Genomic DNA, 15,620 nt, shown 5'->3' on the forward strand with positions numbered 1-15,620 from the left:
AGAGCATCATGTTAGAAGATCTCAAACATCAGGTACTGGAAGCCAATCTGGCGTTGCCTAAGCACAATCTGGTCACCCTGACCTGGGGGAATGTCAGCGCCGTCGATCGCGAGCGCGGCGTGTTTGTGATTAAACCTTCGGGAGTCGATTACAGCGTAATGACCGCCGACGATATGGTGGTAGTCAGTATCGCCACGGGTGAAGTTGTTGAAGGTACGAAGAAACCTTCCTCAGATACCCCAACACACCGTTTGCTGTATCAGGCATTCCCGACCATTGGCGGTATTGTTCACACCCATTCGCGTCATGCAACCATCTGGGCGCAGGCGGGTCAGTCGATTCCGGCAACGGGGACCACCCATGCGGACTATTTCTACGGTTCGATTCCCTGCACACGGAAAATGATCGACGAAGAAATCAACGGCGAATATGAATGGGAAACCGGCAACGTGATCGTTGAAACCTTTGAGAAACAAGGTATTGACGCCGCGCAGATGCCTGGCGTGCTGGTGCACTCTCACGGTCCGTTTGCCTGGGGAAAAAATGCCGAAGACGCGGTGCATAACGCCATCGTGCTGGAAGAAGTCGCCTATATGGGGATCTTCTGTCGCCAGCTCGCGCCGCAATTGCCGAATATGCAGCAAACCCTGTTAGATAAACATTATCTGCGTAAACACGGTGCTAAAGCGTATTACGGGCAGTAACCTCTTCTGAGCATGACAACTGTATAAAATCACAGCTAATCTATCAGAACCAGGCTATAATAATGCCTGGTTTTTTGACGGATACGCAGCGTGGCGCAAGCAGGTTTTATTTTAACCCGGCACTGGCGGGACACCCCGCAGGGAACTGAGGTCTAATTCTGGCTGGCTACAGACAATGGGCCGCTGCAGGTCACGCTCGCTCCTCAGGAGTCGGTCGCGTTTATTCCCACCAGTCAGGTTCCTCGCGTGACGCCATTATTACGCACTGAAAACGGCTATCGCCTGACGCCGCTGCAATTGCAAGACTTCCACCGCCAACCCGTTTCCGGACTGTATTGCCGCTCACATCGCCAGCTCATGCGGTTGGAAAAATTGCTGCGCGAAAACGCAGTCACCGTCTATGAGGGCGACGTACGCCCACCTGAGCGGTATCTGATGGAGCGCTTTATCACCTCCCCTGTTTGGGTCGAAGGCGACAGACATAATGACATGCTGGTCAATGCCCGCCTGAAGCCGAACCCTGACTATCGACCACCGCTAAAATGGGTATCGCTGGATATCGAAACCACGCGCCACGGCGAACTCTATTGCATCGGTCTGGAAGGCTGCGGGCAGCGTATTGTCTACATGCTCGGCCCGGCAAACGGCGACGCCTCTACGCTGGATTTTGAACTTGAGTATGTTGCAAGCCGCCCGCAGTTGCTGGAAAAACTCAATGACTGGATTGCCCGTCACGATCCTGATGTGATAATCGGCTGGAACGTCGTGCAATTCGATTTACGCGTCCTGCAACAGCACGCCGAACGTTACCGCATTCCCCTGCGTTTTGGCCGTGATAGCAGCGAGCTTGAGTGGCGCGAGCATGGCTTCAAAAACGGCATATTCTTCGCTCAGGCTAAGGGGCGCCTGATTATCGACGGTATTGAGGCGCTAAAATCCGCGTTCTGGAATTTCTCGTCATTTTCACTGGAAACGGTGTCACAGGAGCTGCTGGGCGAAGGGAAGTCGATTGATAATCCGTGGGACAGAATGGACGAAATCGACCGTCGATTTGCCCAGGATAAGCCCGCGCTTGCCACCTACAATCTCAAAGACTGTGAACTGGTCACGCGCATTTTTCACAAAACCGAGATCATGCCATTTCTGCTGGAACGATCGACGGTCAACGGTCTGCCGGTCGACCGGCACGGTGGTTCAGTTGCCGCCTTCGGACATCTCTACCTGCCACGAATGCACCGGGCGGGTTATGTGGCGCCGAATCTGGGTGAAGTCCCCGCGCACGCCAGTCCCGGCGGCTACGTGATGGACTCACGCCCAGGCTTATACGACTCGGTACTGGTGCTGGATTACAAAAGCCTGTATCCCTCAATAATTCGTACTTTTTTAATCGATCCGGTGGGGCTTATCGAAGGGATGGCGCAGCCGGATCCGGAACACAGCACCGAAGGTTTCCTTGACGCCTGGTTTTCACGCGAAAAGCACTGCCTGCCTGAAATCGTTACTCAGATCTGGCACGGGCGCGAAGAAGCAAAACGCCGTGGCAATAAGCCACTCTCGCAGGCGTTGAAAATCATCATGAACGCATTTTACGGCGTGCTGGGCACCACTGCCTGTCGCTTTTTCGACCCGAGACTGGCCTCGTCCATTACCATGCGCGGCCATGCGATCATGCGCCAGACCAAAGCGTTAATTGAGGCTCAGGGTTACGATGTCATTTATGGCGATACCGACTCGACCTTTGTCTGGCTGAAAAAGGTGCACTCAGAAGACGATGCAGCCCGAATTGGTCGGGAACTGGTGAGCTATGTCAACACCTGGTGGGCACAATCGCTGAAGCAACAAAATCTGACCAGCGCGCTGGAACTGGAATTTGAAACCCATTTTTGTCGCTTTCTGATGCCGACCATTCGCGGTGCAGATACCGGCAGTAAAAAACGCTATGCGGGGATGATTCAGGACGGTGCTGAGCAACGTATGGTGTTTAAGGGACTGGAAACGGTACGAACCGACTGGACGCCGCTGGCCCAACAGTTTCAGCAGGAGCTATACCTGCGAATTTTTCGTAACGAACCTTATCAGGAGTTTGTTCGCGAGACTATTGACCGTCTGATGGCCGGTGAAATGGATGAACAACTGGTGTACCGCAAGCGCCTGCGTCGCCCGTTAAGTGAATACCAGCGAAATGTTCCACCACACGTTCGCGCTGCGCGGTTAGCCGATGAGCAGAATGTAAAGCTGGGGCGTCCGCCACAGTATCAGAATCGCGGAACCATAAAATATGTCTGGACGGTCAATGGCCCAGAACCTGTTGATTATCAGCTATCTGTGCTCGATTACGAGCATTATCTGACCCGCCAGATCCAACCCGTTGCCGAGGGAATTCTTCCCTTTATTGACGATAATTTTGCTACACTACTCACAGGACAACTGGGGTTATTTTGACGCGTGACGAAACCGCCGCCATCCAGTACCATAGCGCCCTTTCCATTCCTGGACCCATTTAACACCACTACCACTGATTTATTAGCCTGGTAGCGGGGTCGTATGCTCTCAATAACGGGGACTAGCCCGGAAAATGACGAGTATTGCCTGCAATTAAAGATATAGAGCCGAACATATATGCCTTTTACACTTGGTCAACGCTGGATCAGCGATACAGAAAGCGAATTGGGACTTGGTACTGTTGTCGCCATGGATGCGCGAACCGTCACTTTACTTTTCTCATCGACGGGCGAAAACCGTCTGTATGCGCGCAGTGATTCCCCCGTGACCCGCGTGATGTTCAATCCTGGCGATACGATAACAAGCCATGAAGGCTGGCAACTGCATGTCGATGAAGTAAAAGAAGAAAACGGCCTGCTTGCCTATATCGGAACCCGCCTGGATACCGAAGAAACCGGTGTCACGCTGCGTGAAGTACTGCTCGACAGCAAACTGGTATTCAGTAAACCACAAGATCGCCTGTTTGCAGGCCAGATTGACCGTATGGATCGCTTTGCTCTGCGCTATCGCGCACGTAAATTTCAGAGCGAACAATACCGTATGCCGTGGAGTGGTTTGCGTGGTCAACGTACCAGCCTGATTCCTCACCAGCTGAACATTGCCCATGATGTTGGCCGTCGTCATGCCCCTCGCGTTTTACTGGCAGATGAAGTGGGTTTAGGTAAAACCATTGAAGCCGGGATGATCCTGCATCAACAACTGCTGTCCGGCGCCGCAGAGCGCGTGCTGATCATCGTCCCAGAGACATTACAGCACCAGTGGCTGGTCGAAATGCTGCGCCGCTTCAACCTGCGTTTTGCACTGTTTGATGATGAGCGTTATGCAGAAGCGCAGCACGACGCCTACAACCCGTTTGAAACCGAACAACTGGTCATCTGCTCGCTGGACTTTGCCCGTCGTAATAAACAGCGTCTGGAGCACCTGTGTGACGCCGAGTGGGATCTGCTGATTGTCGATGAAGCCCATCACCTGGTATGGAGCGAAGACGCGCCCAGCCGCGAATATATGGCCATTGAACAACTGGCAGAACGTGTGCCGGGCATCCTGCTGCTAACCGCTACACCGGAACAGCTGGGCATGGAAAGTCACTTCGCGCGCCTGCGCCTGCTGGACCCGAGCCGTTTCCACGATTTCGCCCAGTTTGTTGAAGAGCAAAAAAATTATCGTCCGGTCGCCGACGCCGTCGCGATGCTACTGGCAGGCAACAAGCTGAGTAACAATGAGCTGAACATGTTAGGCGACATGATTGGCGAGCAGGACATTGAGCCGCTATTGCAGGCGGCAAACAGCGACAGCGAAGACGCACAGAGCGCGCGTCAGGAGCTGGTTTCGATGCTGATGGACCGCCACGGCACCAGCCGCGTCCTGTTCCGTAACACCCGTAACGGCGTGAAAGGCTTCCCGAAACGCGAACTGCATACCATCAAGCTGCCGCTGCCGACCCAATACCAGACGGCGATTAAAGTCTCCGGCATTATGGGCGCGCGTAAAAGTGCAGAAGACCGGGCGCGCGACATGCTCTACCCGGAACAGATTTATCAGGAATTCGAAGGCGACACCGGCACCTGGTGGAACTTTGACCCGCGCGTGGAATGGCTGATGGGCTACCTGACCAGCCACCGCTCGCAAAAAGTGCTGGTTATCTGCGCGAAAGCCACTACCGCGCTTCAGCTGGAGCAGGTTCTGCGCGAGCGCGAAGGTATCCGCGCCGCCGTATTCCATGAAGGGATGTCGATCATTGAGCGTGACCGCGCCGCAGCATGGTTTAGCGAAGAAGATAGCGGTGCCCAGGTAATGCTGTGCTCTGAAATCGGCTCCGAAGGGCGTAACTTCCAGTTCGCCAGCAATCTGGTGATGTTTGACCTGCCGTTCAACCCGGATCTGCTGGAACAGCGTATTGGCCGTCTGGACCGTATTGGTCAGGCGCATGATATTCAGATTCACGTTCCGTACCTGGAAAAAACCGCGCAATCTGTGCTGGTGCGCTGGTACCACGAAGGTCTGGATGCGTTCGAACACACCTGCCCGACCGGCCGTACCATCTATGACACGGTCTATAACAATCTGATCGGCTACCTGGCTGAACCAGAAAATACCGAGGGCTTTGACGATCTGATCAAAACCTGCCGCGAACAGCATGACGCGCTGAAAGCACAGCTGGAGCAAGGTCGCGATCGCCTGCTGGAGATCCACTCTAACGGCGGCGAAAAAGCGCTGGCACTGGCTGAGAGTATTGAAGAACAGGACGACGATACCAGCCTGATCGCCTTCGCCATGAACCTGTTTGATATCGTCGGTATTAATCAGGATGACCGTGGCGACAATTTGATCGTGCTGACGCCGTCCGATCATATGCTGGTGCCGGATTTCCCTGGGCTGCCGGAAGATGGCTGCACCATTACGTTCGAGCGCGATGTCGCCCTGTCGCGTGAAGATGCACAATTTATTACCTGGGAGCATCCGCTGATCCGCAATGGTCTGGATCTGATCCTCTCCGGCGACACCGGAAGCAGCACTATTTCGTTGTTGAAAAACAAAGCATTACCTGTTGGTACGCTGCTGGTTGAGCTGGTCTATGTGGTTGAAGCGCAAGCGCCGAAACAACTGCAGCTAAACCGCTTCCTGCCACCAACGCCGGTACGCATGCTGCTGGATAAAAACGGCAATAACCTTGCTGCACAGGTGGAGTTCGAAACCTTTAACCGTCAGCTCAGCGCCGTTAACCGCCACACCGGCAGCAAACTGGTCAACGCCGTGCAGCAGGATGTTCATGCCATTCTGCAACTCGGTGAAGCGCAGGTGGAAAAATCAGCCCGCGCGCTGATCGACGCAGCGCGTAAAGAAGCTGACGAGAAGCTGACGGCAGAACTTTCCCGTCTCGAAGCGCTGCGTGCCGTTAACCCGAACATCCGTGATGACGAACTTAGCGCAATCGAAAGCAACCGTCAGCAGGTGATGGAAAGCCTGGATCAGGCGGGCTGGCGTCTCGATGCCCTGCGCTTGATCGTCGTGACGCATCAGTAACGGAGCCATACATGGGGATGGAAAACTACAATCCGCCGCAGGAACCCTGGCTGGTCATCCTGTATCAGGATGAACACATTATGGTGGTCAACAAGCCGAGCGGCTTGTTGTCTGTGCCAGGTCGTCTGGATGAGCACAAAGACAGCGTGATGACGCGTATTCAGCGCGATTATCCGCAGGCTGAATCCGTGCATCGTCTGGATATGGCCACCAGCGGCGTGATTGTAGTCGCGCTAACCAAAGCGGCAGAGCGCGAGCTAAAACGCCAGTTTCGCGAGCGCGAACCGAAAAAGCAGTATGTTGCACGCGTCTGGGGGCATCCCGCTCCGGCCGAGGGTCTGGTTGATTTGCCGCTGATTTGCGACTGGCCAAACAGGCCAAAGCAAAAAGTGTGTTATGAGACCGGGAAATCGGCGCAGACAGAGTATGAAGTCGTGGAGTTTGCAGCGGATAACACCGCCCGGGTGGTGCTCAAACCTATTACCGGACGCTCCCACCAGCTGCGTGTGCATATGCTGGCTTTAGGGCATCCGATCCTGGGCGACCGCTTCTATGCTCCGCCGGAAGCTCTGGTGTTAGCGCCGCGCCTCTTGCTGCATGCAGAGATGTTAACCATCACGCATCCCGAATACGGCAACAGTATGACGTTTAAAGTCCCGGCGGATTTTTAAATTCTGAGCCAATTTATGCCGGGGGCGCTTCGCTTGCCCGGCCTACATTCATTAACGTAGGCCGGATAAGGCGCTAGCCGCATCCGGCAATTCAATCACTTGAATCCTTTTTGATCCTTAATCAGCTCGTAAGCTTTTTGGATTTCCTGCGCTTTTTGCTTCGCCATTTCCATCATCTCTGGCGGCAGACCTTTCGCAACCAGTTTGTCCGGATGGTGCTCGCTCATCAGCTTACGGTAAGCCCGCTTTATGGTAGTCGCATCGTCGGTCGTTTTCACACCCAGCACATTGCAGGCGTCTTCCAGCGTCGGGCCACGTTGCGCCTGCTGCCAGCCACCGCTGCCAGACTGCTGCTGATATCCGCCGCCAAACTGTGCGCCGCCCTGCATCATGCGCAGGAACTGATCAAATTGGGTGCGTGAGATCCCCAACTCTTCAGCAATCACATACAGCACTTCACGTTCGTTAGGATGCAACGACCCATCGGCAAATGCCGCCTGGATCTGAATCTCCAGAAACATGCGGATCAGATCGAATCGACCAAAACAAACGCTGCGAAACTGACGCATCTTTTCACGTAATGGGTAATTATCCGATTTTCCTACCCGGAAGGCATGTTGTGCTGCCGTTCGCGAGTCACCGTGCAAATTCATCCGATCCATCAACTGGCTGGCGATATGAATATCGGCTTCCGTGACGCGACCTTTGGATTTGGTCAGATGTCCCATCACCTCAAAAGTGGTGGCAAAAAACAGCGCCTGGCGTTCACGTTGGTTGGCAAACCACGCCATTTTGCGCATGCGGGCTTTGTCGAACATGTGGCCAACTAACAGCCCCAGAACCACACCCCAGAAGCCGCCGCCCATCATTAAGGCCACGGCTACACCAATTATCTTTCCCCAATACTGCATAGACTCCCCAAATCTTTCCGCTCTCAGCCAGGCTATGTCCCACAATATAAGGTGCTTTTACCGATTTACGGCTGCGGTCAATTGTGGGACATCGCCTATAATTTGCATTATCATACCTGTCATTCAATGCCGTGCCTAACACCACAAACGCTATACCCGTTGGATTTCGAGTTGCAGCAAGGCCGCAACGTAGTGAGTCCCCTGGAGCTTACCCATGTAAGTGACTGGGGTGAACGAGGAAGACAACGAAGATGCAGCTTGAAAGGTGGCAGGTATAAAATGGGCAGGATTAATACTAGCGAAGTGAAGATGAGATAAGTTAGGCTGTGACCGTTTGTCACGCGCGACGCTACTGATGATGGAACAATAAATACAACGTATGAAAAAACGTATTCCCACTCTTCTGGCCACCATGATTGCCAGCGCCCTCTATAGCCATCAGGGCCTGGCAGCCGATCTCGCCTCACAGTGTATGCTGGGCGTGCCGAGCTATGACCGTCCTCTGGTACAGGGCGAGACTAATGAGTTACCCGTCACCATCAATGCCGACAACGCAAAAGGGAATTATCCCGATGACGCGGTGTTTACCGGCAACGTGGATATCGCACAGGGTAACAGCCGCCTGCAGGCCGACGAAGTGCAGCTTCATCAGAAGCAGGCTGAAGGCCAGCCGGAGCCAATTCGTACCGTCGATGCGCTGGGCAATGTCCATTATGACGACAATCAGGTTATTCTGAAGGGGCCGAAGGGCTGGTCCAATCTGAATACCAAAGATACCAACATCTGGGAAGGTGATTACCAGATGGTCGGCCGTCAGGGGCGCGGGAAAGCTGACCTGATGAAACAACGTGGGGAAAACCGTTATACCATTCTGGAAAACGGTAGCTTTACCTCCTGTCTGCCAGGTTCCGATACCTGGAGCGTCGTCGGTAGCGAAGTTATCCACGACCGTGAAGAACAGGTCGCAGAGATCTGGAACGCCCGTTTTAAACTGGGTCCGGTTCCAGTCTTTTATAGTCCTTATTTACAGTTACCCGTCGGCGATAAGCGCCGTTCCGGTTTCCTGATCCCGAACGCAAAATATTCCACCAATAACTATTTTGAGTTCTACCTCCCGTATTACTGGAACATTGCGCCCAATATGGACGCCACCATCACGCCGCACTATATGCACCGTCGCGGCGGGATCATGTGGGAGAACGAATTCCGCTACCTCACCCAGGCGGGTGCGGGCTTGATGGAGTTCGACTATCTGAATTCCGATAAAGTGTACGAGGACGAACATCCGAATGATGACAATTCACGTCGCTGGCTGTTCTACTGGCAGCACTCTGGGGTGATGGACCAGGTGTGGCGTTTCAACGTCGACTACACCAAGGTCAGCGACACCAGCTACTTTAACGATTTCGATAACAAATACGGTTCCAGTACCGACGGCTACGCCACGCAGAAATTCAGCGTCGGCTACGCGGTACAAAACTTTGACGCTACGGTATCGACCAAGCAGTTCCAGGTCTTCGACGCACAAAACAGTAATAGCTACTCTGCGCAGCCGCAGTTAGACGTAAACTACTACCAAAACGACGTCGGTCCGTTTGATACCCGTATTTATGGCCAGGCGGTCCATTTCGTCAATACCAATGACAATAGACCGGAAGCAACCCGTTTACACCTTGAACCAACTATCAGTTTACCGCTGTCGAATAACTGGGGAAGTATTAATACCGAAGCGAAATTGCTGGCAACGCACTATCAGCAAAGTAACATTAGCGAATATCAATCATTCGCAAGAAACAATTATCGTAACAATCCTACTAACGATAATTTAAACGCCCTTAACACGGCCAATTCTCTGGAAGAATCCGTGAACCGCGTAATGCCGCAGTTTAAAGTTGACGGCAAAATGGTGTTCGAGCGTGACATGCAAATGCTGGCGCCGGGTTATACCCAGACGCTGGAACCGCGCGCGCAGTACCTGTACGTCCCATATCGCGACCAAAGTAATATCTTCAACTATGACTCTTCCCTGCTGCAATCTGACTACAGCGGCCTGTTCCGTGACCGTACCTATGGCGGCCTGGACCGTATTGCTTCTGCCAACCAGGTGACGACCGGGGTCACATCTCGCGTTTATGATGACGCAGCCGTTGAACGTTTTAATATTTCTGTGGGTCAAATCTACTATTTCACCGAGTCTCGCACCGGCGATGACAACATTAAATGGGAGAATGACGACAAAACGGGCTCACTGGTATGGGCAGGCGACACCTACTGGCGCATCTCCGATCGTTGGGGTTTACGCAGTGGGATCCAGTACGACACGCGTCTGGACAGCGTTGCAACCAGCAGCAGCAGTATTGAATACCGTCGCGATGAAAACCGTATGCTGCAATTGAACTACCGTTACGCCAGTTCGGAGTATATCCAGGCTACTTTGCCGTCTTACTACTCTACGGCAGATCAGTATAAAAACGGGATTTCGCAGGTGGGCGCAGTGGCAAGCTTCCCGATCGCCGATCGTTGGTCGATTGTCGGTGCTTACTACTTCGATACCAAAGTGAACAAAGAAGCAGATTCAATGCTGGGCCTGCAGTACAACTCCTGCTGTTATGCCATTCGCTTCGGCTACGAGCGTAAGCTGAACGGTTGGGATGACAAAATGCAGCACGCGATTTATGACAACACGATCGGCTTTAATATCGAACTCCGCGGCCTGAGCTCAAACTACGGTCTCGGCACGACTCAAATGTTACGTTCGAACATTTTGCCGTATCAAAGCGCTTTATGATCTGATTGATTTACAACGTAATCCGCATTGCGGTTAATTGAAATGGAAAAAGTATGAAGAACTGGAAAACGCTGCTTCTCGGTATCGCCATGATCGCGAATACCAGTTTCGCTGCCCCACAGGTAGTCGATAAAGTCGCAGCCGTCGTCAATAACGGCGTCGTTCTGGAAAGCGACGTCGATGGCTTAATGCAGTCAGTAAAACTGAATGCAGGTCAGGCAGGTCAGCAATTACCGGATGACGCCACGCTGCGTCATCAGATCCTGGAACGTTTGATCATGGATCAAATCCTCCTGCAAATGGGTCAGAAGATGGGGGTGAAAATCTCTGACGAGCAGTTGGATCAGGCTATTGCCAACATCGCCAAGCAGAACAACATGACGCTGGATCAGATGCGCAGCCGTCTGGCACAGGATGGCTTAAGCTATTCAACCTATCGTAGCCAGATCCGCAAAGAGATGACCATCTCTGAAGTGCGTAACAACGAAGTTCGCCGTCGCGTCACTATCCTGCCTCAGGAAGTGGATGCCCTGGCGCAGCAGGTAGGCAACCAAAACGATGCCAGCACCGAGCTGAACCTGAGCCACATTCTGATCCCATTACCAGAAAACCCAACGTCCGACCAGGTTAACGCGGCTGAAAGCCAGGCGCGCTCTGTTGTTGATGAAGCGCGTAACGGTAGTGATTTCGGAAAACTGGCTATTACTTATTCCGCTGACCAGCAGGCGCTGAAAGGCGGTCAGATGGGTTGGGGACGTATTCAGGAGCTGCCGGGTATCTTTGCCCAGGCGTTAAGCACTGCGAAAAAAGGCGATATCATTGGCCCAATTCGTTCCGGTGTCGGCTTCCACATCCTGAAAGTCAACGATATGCGTGGCCAAAGCCAAAGCATCTCCGTGACTGAAGTTCATGCTCGCCACATTCTGCTTAAGCCGTCGCCGATCATGACCGATCAGCAGGCGCGTCTGAAGCTGGAACAAATCGCGGCAGATATTAAGAGCGGTAAAACTACCTTCGCGGCAGCCGCTAAAGAGTTTTCTCAGGATCCAGGCTCTGCCAACCAGGGCGGCGATCTGGGCTGGGCTGCAGCGGATATTTTCGACCCAGCTTTCCGCGATGCGCTGACCAAACTTCATAAAGGCCAGATGAGCGCCCCGGTGCACTCCTCTTTCGGTTGGCATCTGATCGAACTGCTGGACACGCGTAACGTTGATAAAACTGACGCGGCGCAGAAAGACAGAGCTTACCGTATGCTGATGAACCGTAAATTCTCGGAGGAAGCAGCAACCTGGATGCAGGAACAGCGCGCCAGCGCTTACGTTAAAGTTCTGAGCAACTAATGACTCGTGCTCAACGCGTTGTTATCACTCCCGGCGAACCCGCCGGGATTGGCCCGGACCTGGTGGTTCAACTCGCCCAGCGCGAGTGGCCTGTAGAACTTGTTGTCTGTGCGGATGCAGCACTCCTCAATGACCGGGCAGCGATGCTCGGTTTACCGCTTTCACTCCTCCCATACTCTCCAGATACCCCAGCCAAACCGCAATCAGCAGGCACATTGACGCTGTTACCGATTGCGCTGCGGGCACCTGTTGTCGCGGGTCAGTTGGCGGTAGAAAACGGGCAATATGTGGTGGATACGCTGGCTCGCGCCTGCGATGGTTGTCTGCAAGGTGAGTTTGCGGCGCTGATCACCGGCCCGGTTCACAAGGGCGTTATCAATGACGCTGGCGTCCCGTTTACCGGACATACCGAGTTTTTTGAAGAGCGCTCACAGGCAAAGAAAGTTGTTATGATGCTGGCGACCGAAGAGCTGCGCGTTGCCCTGGCAACCACGCATTTGCCGCTCAGAGCCGTTGCCGACGCCATTACGCCCGCCCTGCTTCAGGAAGTGATCGGCATTTTGCATCATGATTTACGCACCAAGTTCGGCATTGCCGATCCGCATATTCTGGTGTGCGGTCTTAACCCGCATGCTGGTGAAGGCGGTCATATGGGAACGGAAGAGATAGATACCATCATTCTGGTACTCGATGAACTGCGTGCGCAGGGAATGAAATTAAACGGTCCGCTGCCCGCAGATACGCTGTTTCAGCCCAAATATCTCGACCACGCGGATGCCGTGCTGGCAATGTACCACGATCAGGGTCTCCCCGTGCTAAAATACCAGGGATTTGGTCGCGGTGTGAATATCACGCTGGGCCTGCCCTTTATTCGCACATCCGTCGATCACGGCACCGCACTTGAACTCGCGGGCCGTGGACAAGCAGATGTCGGCAGTTTTATTACGGCGCTTAATCTCGCCATCAAAATGATTGTTAATACCAATGAATAATCGAGTCCATCAGGGCCATTTAGCCCGTAAACGTTTCGGGCAGAACTTCCTCAACGATCAGTTTGTGATCGAAAGTATTGTCTCTGCTATCAACCCGCAGAAAGGTCAGGCTATGGTCGAAATCGGCCCGGGCCTGGCGGCATTGACCGAACCAGTAGGCGAACGTCTGGACAAGCTCACGGTCATTGAACTCGACCGCGATCTGGCAGCACGCCTACAGACACACCCGTTTTTAGGGCCTAAGCTGACGATTTATCAGCAAGATGCTATGACCATGAACTTCGGCGAACTGGCACAAACGATGGGGCAGCCGCTGCGTGTATTCGGCAACCTGCCGTACAACATCTCCACGCCGCTCATGTTCCATCTTTTTTCCTATACTGATGCCATTGCCGACATGCATTTCATGTTGCAAAAAGAGGTGGTCAATCGTCTGGTTGCAGGGCCAAACAGTAAAGCGTATGGTCGATTAAGCGTCATGGCGCAGTATTACTGCAATGTGATCCCGGTACTTGAAGTACCGCCTTCCGCATTTACGCCAGCGCCTAAAGTTGATTCAGCCGTTGTGCGTCTGGTTCCTCATACGACGATGCCGTACCCGGTTAAAGATGTTCGTGTGCTGAGCCGTATTACCACCGAAGCGTTTAATCAGCGCCGTAAAACGGTACGTAACAGTCTCGGCAACCTGTTTAGCGTTGAAGTACTGACAGAGCTGGGCATTGATCCGGCGATGCGAGCGGAAAATATCTCTGTCGCGCAATACTGCCGGATGGCTAACTATCTGTCAGAAAACGCGCCATCGAAGGAGAGTTAAACATGATCAATTCGCCCCGAGTGTGCATTCAGGTACAAAGCGTCTACATTGAGGCGCAATCCTCACCTGATGATGAACGTTACGTTTTTGCTTACACCGTAACTATCCGCAATTTGGGGCGAGCGCCTGTGCAGCTGTTGGGGCGTTATTGGTTGATCACTAATGGTCATGGCCGCGAAACCGAAGTTCAGGGTGAAGGCGTGGTTGGCGTCCAGCCCCACATCGAACCCGGCGAAGAGTACCAGTACACCAGCGGTGCGGTGATTGAAACACCGCTGGGCACCATGCAGGGTCATTACGAAATGATCGATGAACAAGGCATCGCCTTTACCATCGATATTCCCGTATTCCGACTCGCCGTTCCAACACTCATTCATTAAAACAATAACTATGGCGACATACCTTATTGGCGACGTTCACGGTTGTTACGATGAACTGGTAGCCTTGCTGCATCAGGTAGACTTTAATTCCGAAAAAGACACCCTATGGCTCACCGGCGATCTGGTCGCTCGTGGACCGGGCTCGCTGGACGTTTTGCGCTACGTGAAATCACTGGGCGACAGCGTGCGGTTAGTATTGGGTAATCACGATTTACACCTGCTGGCCGTATTCGCCGGTATCAGTCGTAATAAACCTAAAGACAGGGTCACATCGCTGCTCGAAGCACCGGATGCCGACGAATTACTTAACTGGCTCCGCCGTCAACCGCTGTTGCAGGTAGACGAAGAGAAGAAGCTGGTAATGGCGCATGCCGGTATCACCCCACAGTGGGACCTGCAGACGGCAAAAGACTGTGCTCGCGATGTTGAAGCCGTGCTGTCGAGCGACTCGTATCCCTTCTTCCTTGATGCGATGTACGGCGACATGCCCAATAACTGGACCCCGGAACTGACCGGGCTGGCGCGCCTGCGTTTTATTACCAACGCCTTTACCCGCATGCGTTACTGCTTCCCTAACGGTCAGTTGGATATGTACAGCAAAGAGTCACCAGAAGACGCACCTGCCCCGCTGAAGCCGTGGTTTGCCATCCCTGGACCTGTCAGTGAAGCGTACAGCATTGCATTCGGGCACTGGGCCTCGCTGGAGGGTAAAGGCACGCCAGAAGGCATTTACGCGCTGGATACGGGGTGTTGCTGGGGAGGCGATCTCACCTGTCTGCGCTGGGAAGACAAACAGTACTTTGTGCAGCCATCAAATCGCCATCTGAACCTGGATCCTGGCGAAGCGGTCAACGCCTGATAGGTTTATGCCTGATGGCGCTACGCTTATCAGGCCTACATCTGGCACAAAAGTAGGCCGGATAAGGCGTTTCGCCGCCATCCGGCACTTACAGTATTAACGACGCTCCAGAATCTCGAAGCAGTAGCTGTGAGAGTTTTGCGCGTCAGCATCGTGGAATTCACTGAACACCGACTCCCAGTCATCCGGTTCGTAGTCCGGGAAATGCGTATCCCCTTCCACTTCCGCATCAATGTGCGTCAGATACAGTTTCTGCGCTTTTGGCAGGAACTGCTCATACACACGCCCACCGCCAATTACCATAATTTCAGGTTCATCGCCGCAGGCCGCAATTGCTTCATCCACAGACTTCACCCACTGCACGCGATCGTCGGTGCCAGGCTTACTGCTGATGACGATATTTTTACGCCCAGGTAACGGTCGCCCGATGGATTCCCAGGTGTGGCGTCCCATGACAACCGGCTTGTTTAAGGTATTACGTTTAAACCAGGCGAGATCGGCAGGGAGGTTCCACGGCATGGCGTTCTCCATACCGATGACGCGATCTACCGCTAACGCCGCAATCAGACTGATCATTGAATATTTCCCGGATACAAAAAAATTGTCGCCACTATACGGAAAGCGCAATCTTTCGT

The 15,620-nt window shown here is 53.4% G+C and carries 11 protein-coding genes and 1 pseudogene; 10 read left to right on the plus strand and 2 right to left on the minus strand.

Annotated features, from left to right (window positions below):
* The first annotated feature begins 8 nt into the window (after nucleotides 1-8).
* From araD to rluA, 4 genes and pseudogenes are all read left to right on the plus strand, one after another.
* On the plus strand, nucleotides 9-704 hold the full coding sequence (gene araD, locus OGY06_RS21505) for an L-ribulose-5-phosphate 4-epimerase (RefSeq protein ID WP_126319269.1): 696 nt from the start codon (nucleotides 9-11) through the stop codon (nucleotides 702-704).
* 90 nt (nucleotides 705-794) lie between these two features.
* Nucleotides 795-3,146 (plus strand): annotated as a pseudogene (gene polB / locus OGY06_RS21510) (DNA polymerase II).
* 177 nt (nucleotides 3,147-3,323) lie between these two features.
* Entirely contained in the window at nucleotides 3,324-6,230 is a 2,907-nt protein-coding gene (gene rapA, locus OGY06_RS21515) for an RNA polymerase-associated protein RapA (protein ID WP_063941096.1), read from the plus strand.
* Between the two features lie 11 nt (nucleotides 6,231-6,241).
* Nucleotides 6,242-6,901: a bifunctional tRNA pseudouridine(32) synthase/23S rRNA pseudouridine(746) synthase RluA gene (rluA, locus tag OGY06_RS21520; protein WP_003829598.1), complete on the plus strand. Its 660-nt coding sequence runs from the start codon at nucleotides 6,242-6,244 to the stop codon at nucleotides 6,899-6,901.
* A gap of 95 nt (nucleotides 6,902-6,996) precedes the next feature.
* Here the strand turns inward: rluA and djlA are convergent, their stop codons facing one another.
* Nucleotides 6,997-7,812: a co-chaperone DjlA gene (gene djlA / locus OGY06_RS21525; RefSeq protein ID WP_003829600.1), complete on the minus strand. Its 816-nt coding sequence runs from the start codon at nucleotides 7,810-7,812 to the stop codon at nucleotides 6,997-6,999.
* 379 nt (nucleotides 7,813-8,191) lie between these two features.
* On the opposite strand from djlA, the gene lptD reads away from it, so the two are divergent.
* From lptD to apaH, 6 genes are read left to right on the plus strand one after another with little or no spacing between them, the layout of a single operon-like run.
* Nucleotides 8,192-10,600 (plus strand): LPS assembly protein LptD, encoded by a 2,409-nt coding sequence (lptD, locus tag OGY06_RS21530; RefSeq protein WP_164563134.1) that lies wholly within the window; start codon nucleotides 8,192-8,194, stop codon nucleotides 10,598-10,600.
* Between the two features lie 53 nt (nucleotides 10,601-10,653).
* A complete protein-coding gene (gene surA, locus OGY06_RS21535) occupies nucleotides 10,654-11,940 on the plus strand; it encodes a peptidylprolyl isomerase SurA (protein WP_003018860.1) in 1,287 nt (428 codons plus the stop codon).
* Nucleotides 11,940-12,932, plus strand: a complete 993-nt coding sequence (gene pdxA, locus OGY06_RS21540) for a 4-hydroxythreonine-4-phosphate dehydrogenase PdxA (protein WP_286605934.1) — start codon at nucleotides 11,940-11,942, stop codon at nucleotides 12,930-12,932. The genes surA and pdxA overlap by 1 nt, the downstream gene beginning before the upstream one ends.
* Nucleotides 12,925-13,746: a 16S rRNA (adenine(1518)-N(6)/adenine(1519)-N(6))-dimethyltransferase RsmA gene (gene rsmA / locus OGY06_RS21545; RefSeq protein WP_003829609.1), complete on the plus strand. Its 822-nt coding sequence runs from the start codon at nucleotides 12,925-12,927 to the stop codon at nucleotides 13,744-13,746. Before pdxA ends, rsmA begins: the two co-directional genes overlap by 8 nt.
* Before the next feature lie 2 nt (nucleotides 13,747-13,748).
* The gene (gene apaG / locus OGY06_RS21550; protein WP_003018867.1) at nucleotides 13,749-14,126 is read left to right on the plus strand and encodes a Co2+/Mg2+ efflux facilitator ApaG/CorD; all 378 of its coding nucleotides are present in this window, start codon (nucleotides 13,749-13,751) and stop codon (nucleotides 14,124-14,126) included.
* A gap of 10 nt (nucleotides 14,127-14,136) precedes the next feature.
* Nucleotides 14,137-14,985: a bis(5'-nucleosyl)-tetraphosphatase (symmetrical) ApaH gene (gene apaH, locus OGY06_RS21555; protein ID WP_003829612.1), complete on the plus strand. Its 849-nt coding sequence runs from the start codon at nucleotides 14,137-14,139 to the stop codon at nucleotides 14,983-14,985.
* Between the two features lie 96 nt (nucleotides 14,986-15,081).
* Here the strand turns inward: apaH and folA are convergent, their stop codons facing one another.
* Nucleotides 15,082-15,561, minus strand: a complete 480-nt coding sequence (folA, locus tag OGY06_RS21560) for a type 3 dihydrofolate reductase (RefSeq protein WP_003018873.1) — start codon at nucleotides 15,559-15,561, stop codon at nucleotides 15,082-15,084.
* Nucleotides 15,562-15,620: the final 59 nt, after the last annotated feature.

The organism is Citrobacter sp. Cpo147, from assembly GCF_030332405.1.
GTDB classification, from domain to species: domain Bacteria; phylum Pseudomonadota; class Gammaproteobacteria; order Enterobacterales; family Enterobacteriaceae; genus Citrobacter; species Citrobacter portucalensis.

Excerpts from the sequence above, each read along its gene's own strand:
- araD (WP_126319269.1), top strand. The coding sequence starts at position 9 with ATGTTAGAAGATCTCAAACATCAGGTACTGGAAGCCAATCTGGCGTTG.
- rapA (WP_063941096.1), top strand. The coding sequence starts at position 3,324 with ATGCCTTTTACACTTGGTCAACGCTGGATCAGCGATACAGAAAGCGAA.
- rluA (WP_003829598.1), top strand. The coding sequence starts at position 6,242 with ATGGGGATGGAAAACTACAATCCGCCGCAGGAACCCTGGCTGGTCATC.
- djlA (WP_003829600.1), bottom strand. The coding sequence starts at position 7,812 with ATGCAGTATTGGGGAAAGATAATTGGTGTAGCCGTGGCCTTAATGATG.
- lptD (WP_164563134.1), top strand. The coding sequence starts at position 8,192 with ATGAAAAAACGTATTCCCACTCTTCTGGCCACCATGATTGCCAGCGCC.
- surA (WP_003018860.1), top strand. The coding sequence starts at position 10,654 with ATGAAGAACTGGAAAACGCTGCTTCTCGGTATCGCCATGATCGCGAAT.
- pdxA (WP_286605934.1), top strand. The coding sequence starts at position 11,940 with ATGACTCGTGCTCAACGCGTTGTTATCACTCCCGGCGAACCCGCCGGG.
- rsmA (WP_003829609.1), top strand. The coding sequence starts at position 12,925 with ATGAATAATCGAGTCCATCAGGGCCATTTAGCCCGTAAACGTTTCGGG.
- apaG (WP_003018867.1), top strand. The coding sequence starts at position 13,749 with ATGATCAATTCGCCCCGAGTGTGCATTCAGGTACAAAGCGTCTACATT.
- apaH (WP_003829612.1), top strand. The coding sequence starts at position 14,137 with ATGGCGACATACCTTATTGGCGACGTTCACGGTTGTTACGATGAACTG.
- folA (WP_003018873.1), bottom strand. The coding sequence starts at position 15,561 with ATGATCAGTCTGATTGCGGCGTTAGCGGTAGATCGCGTCATCGGTATG.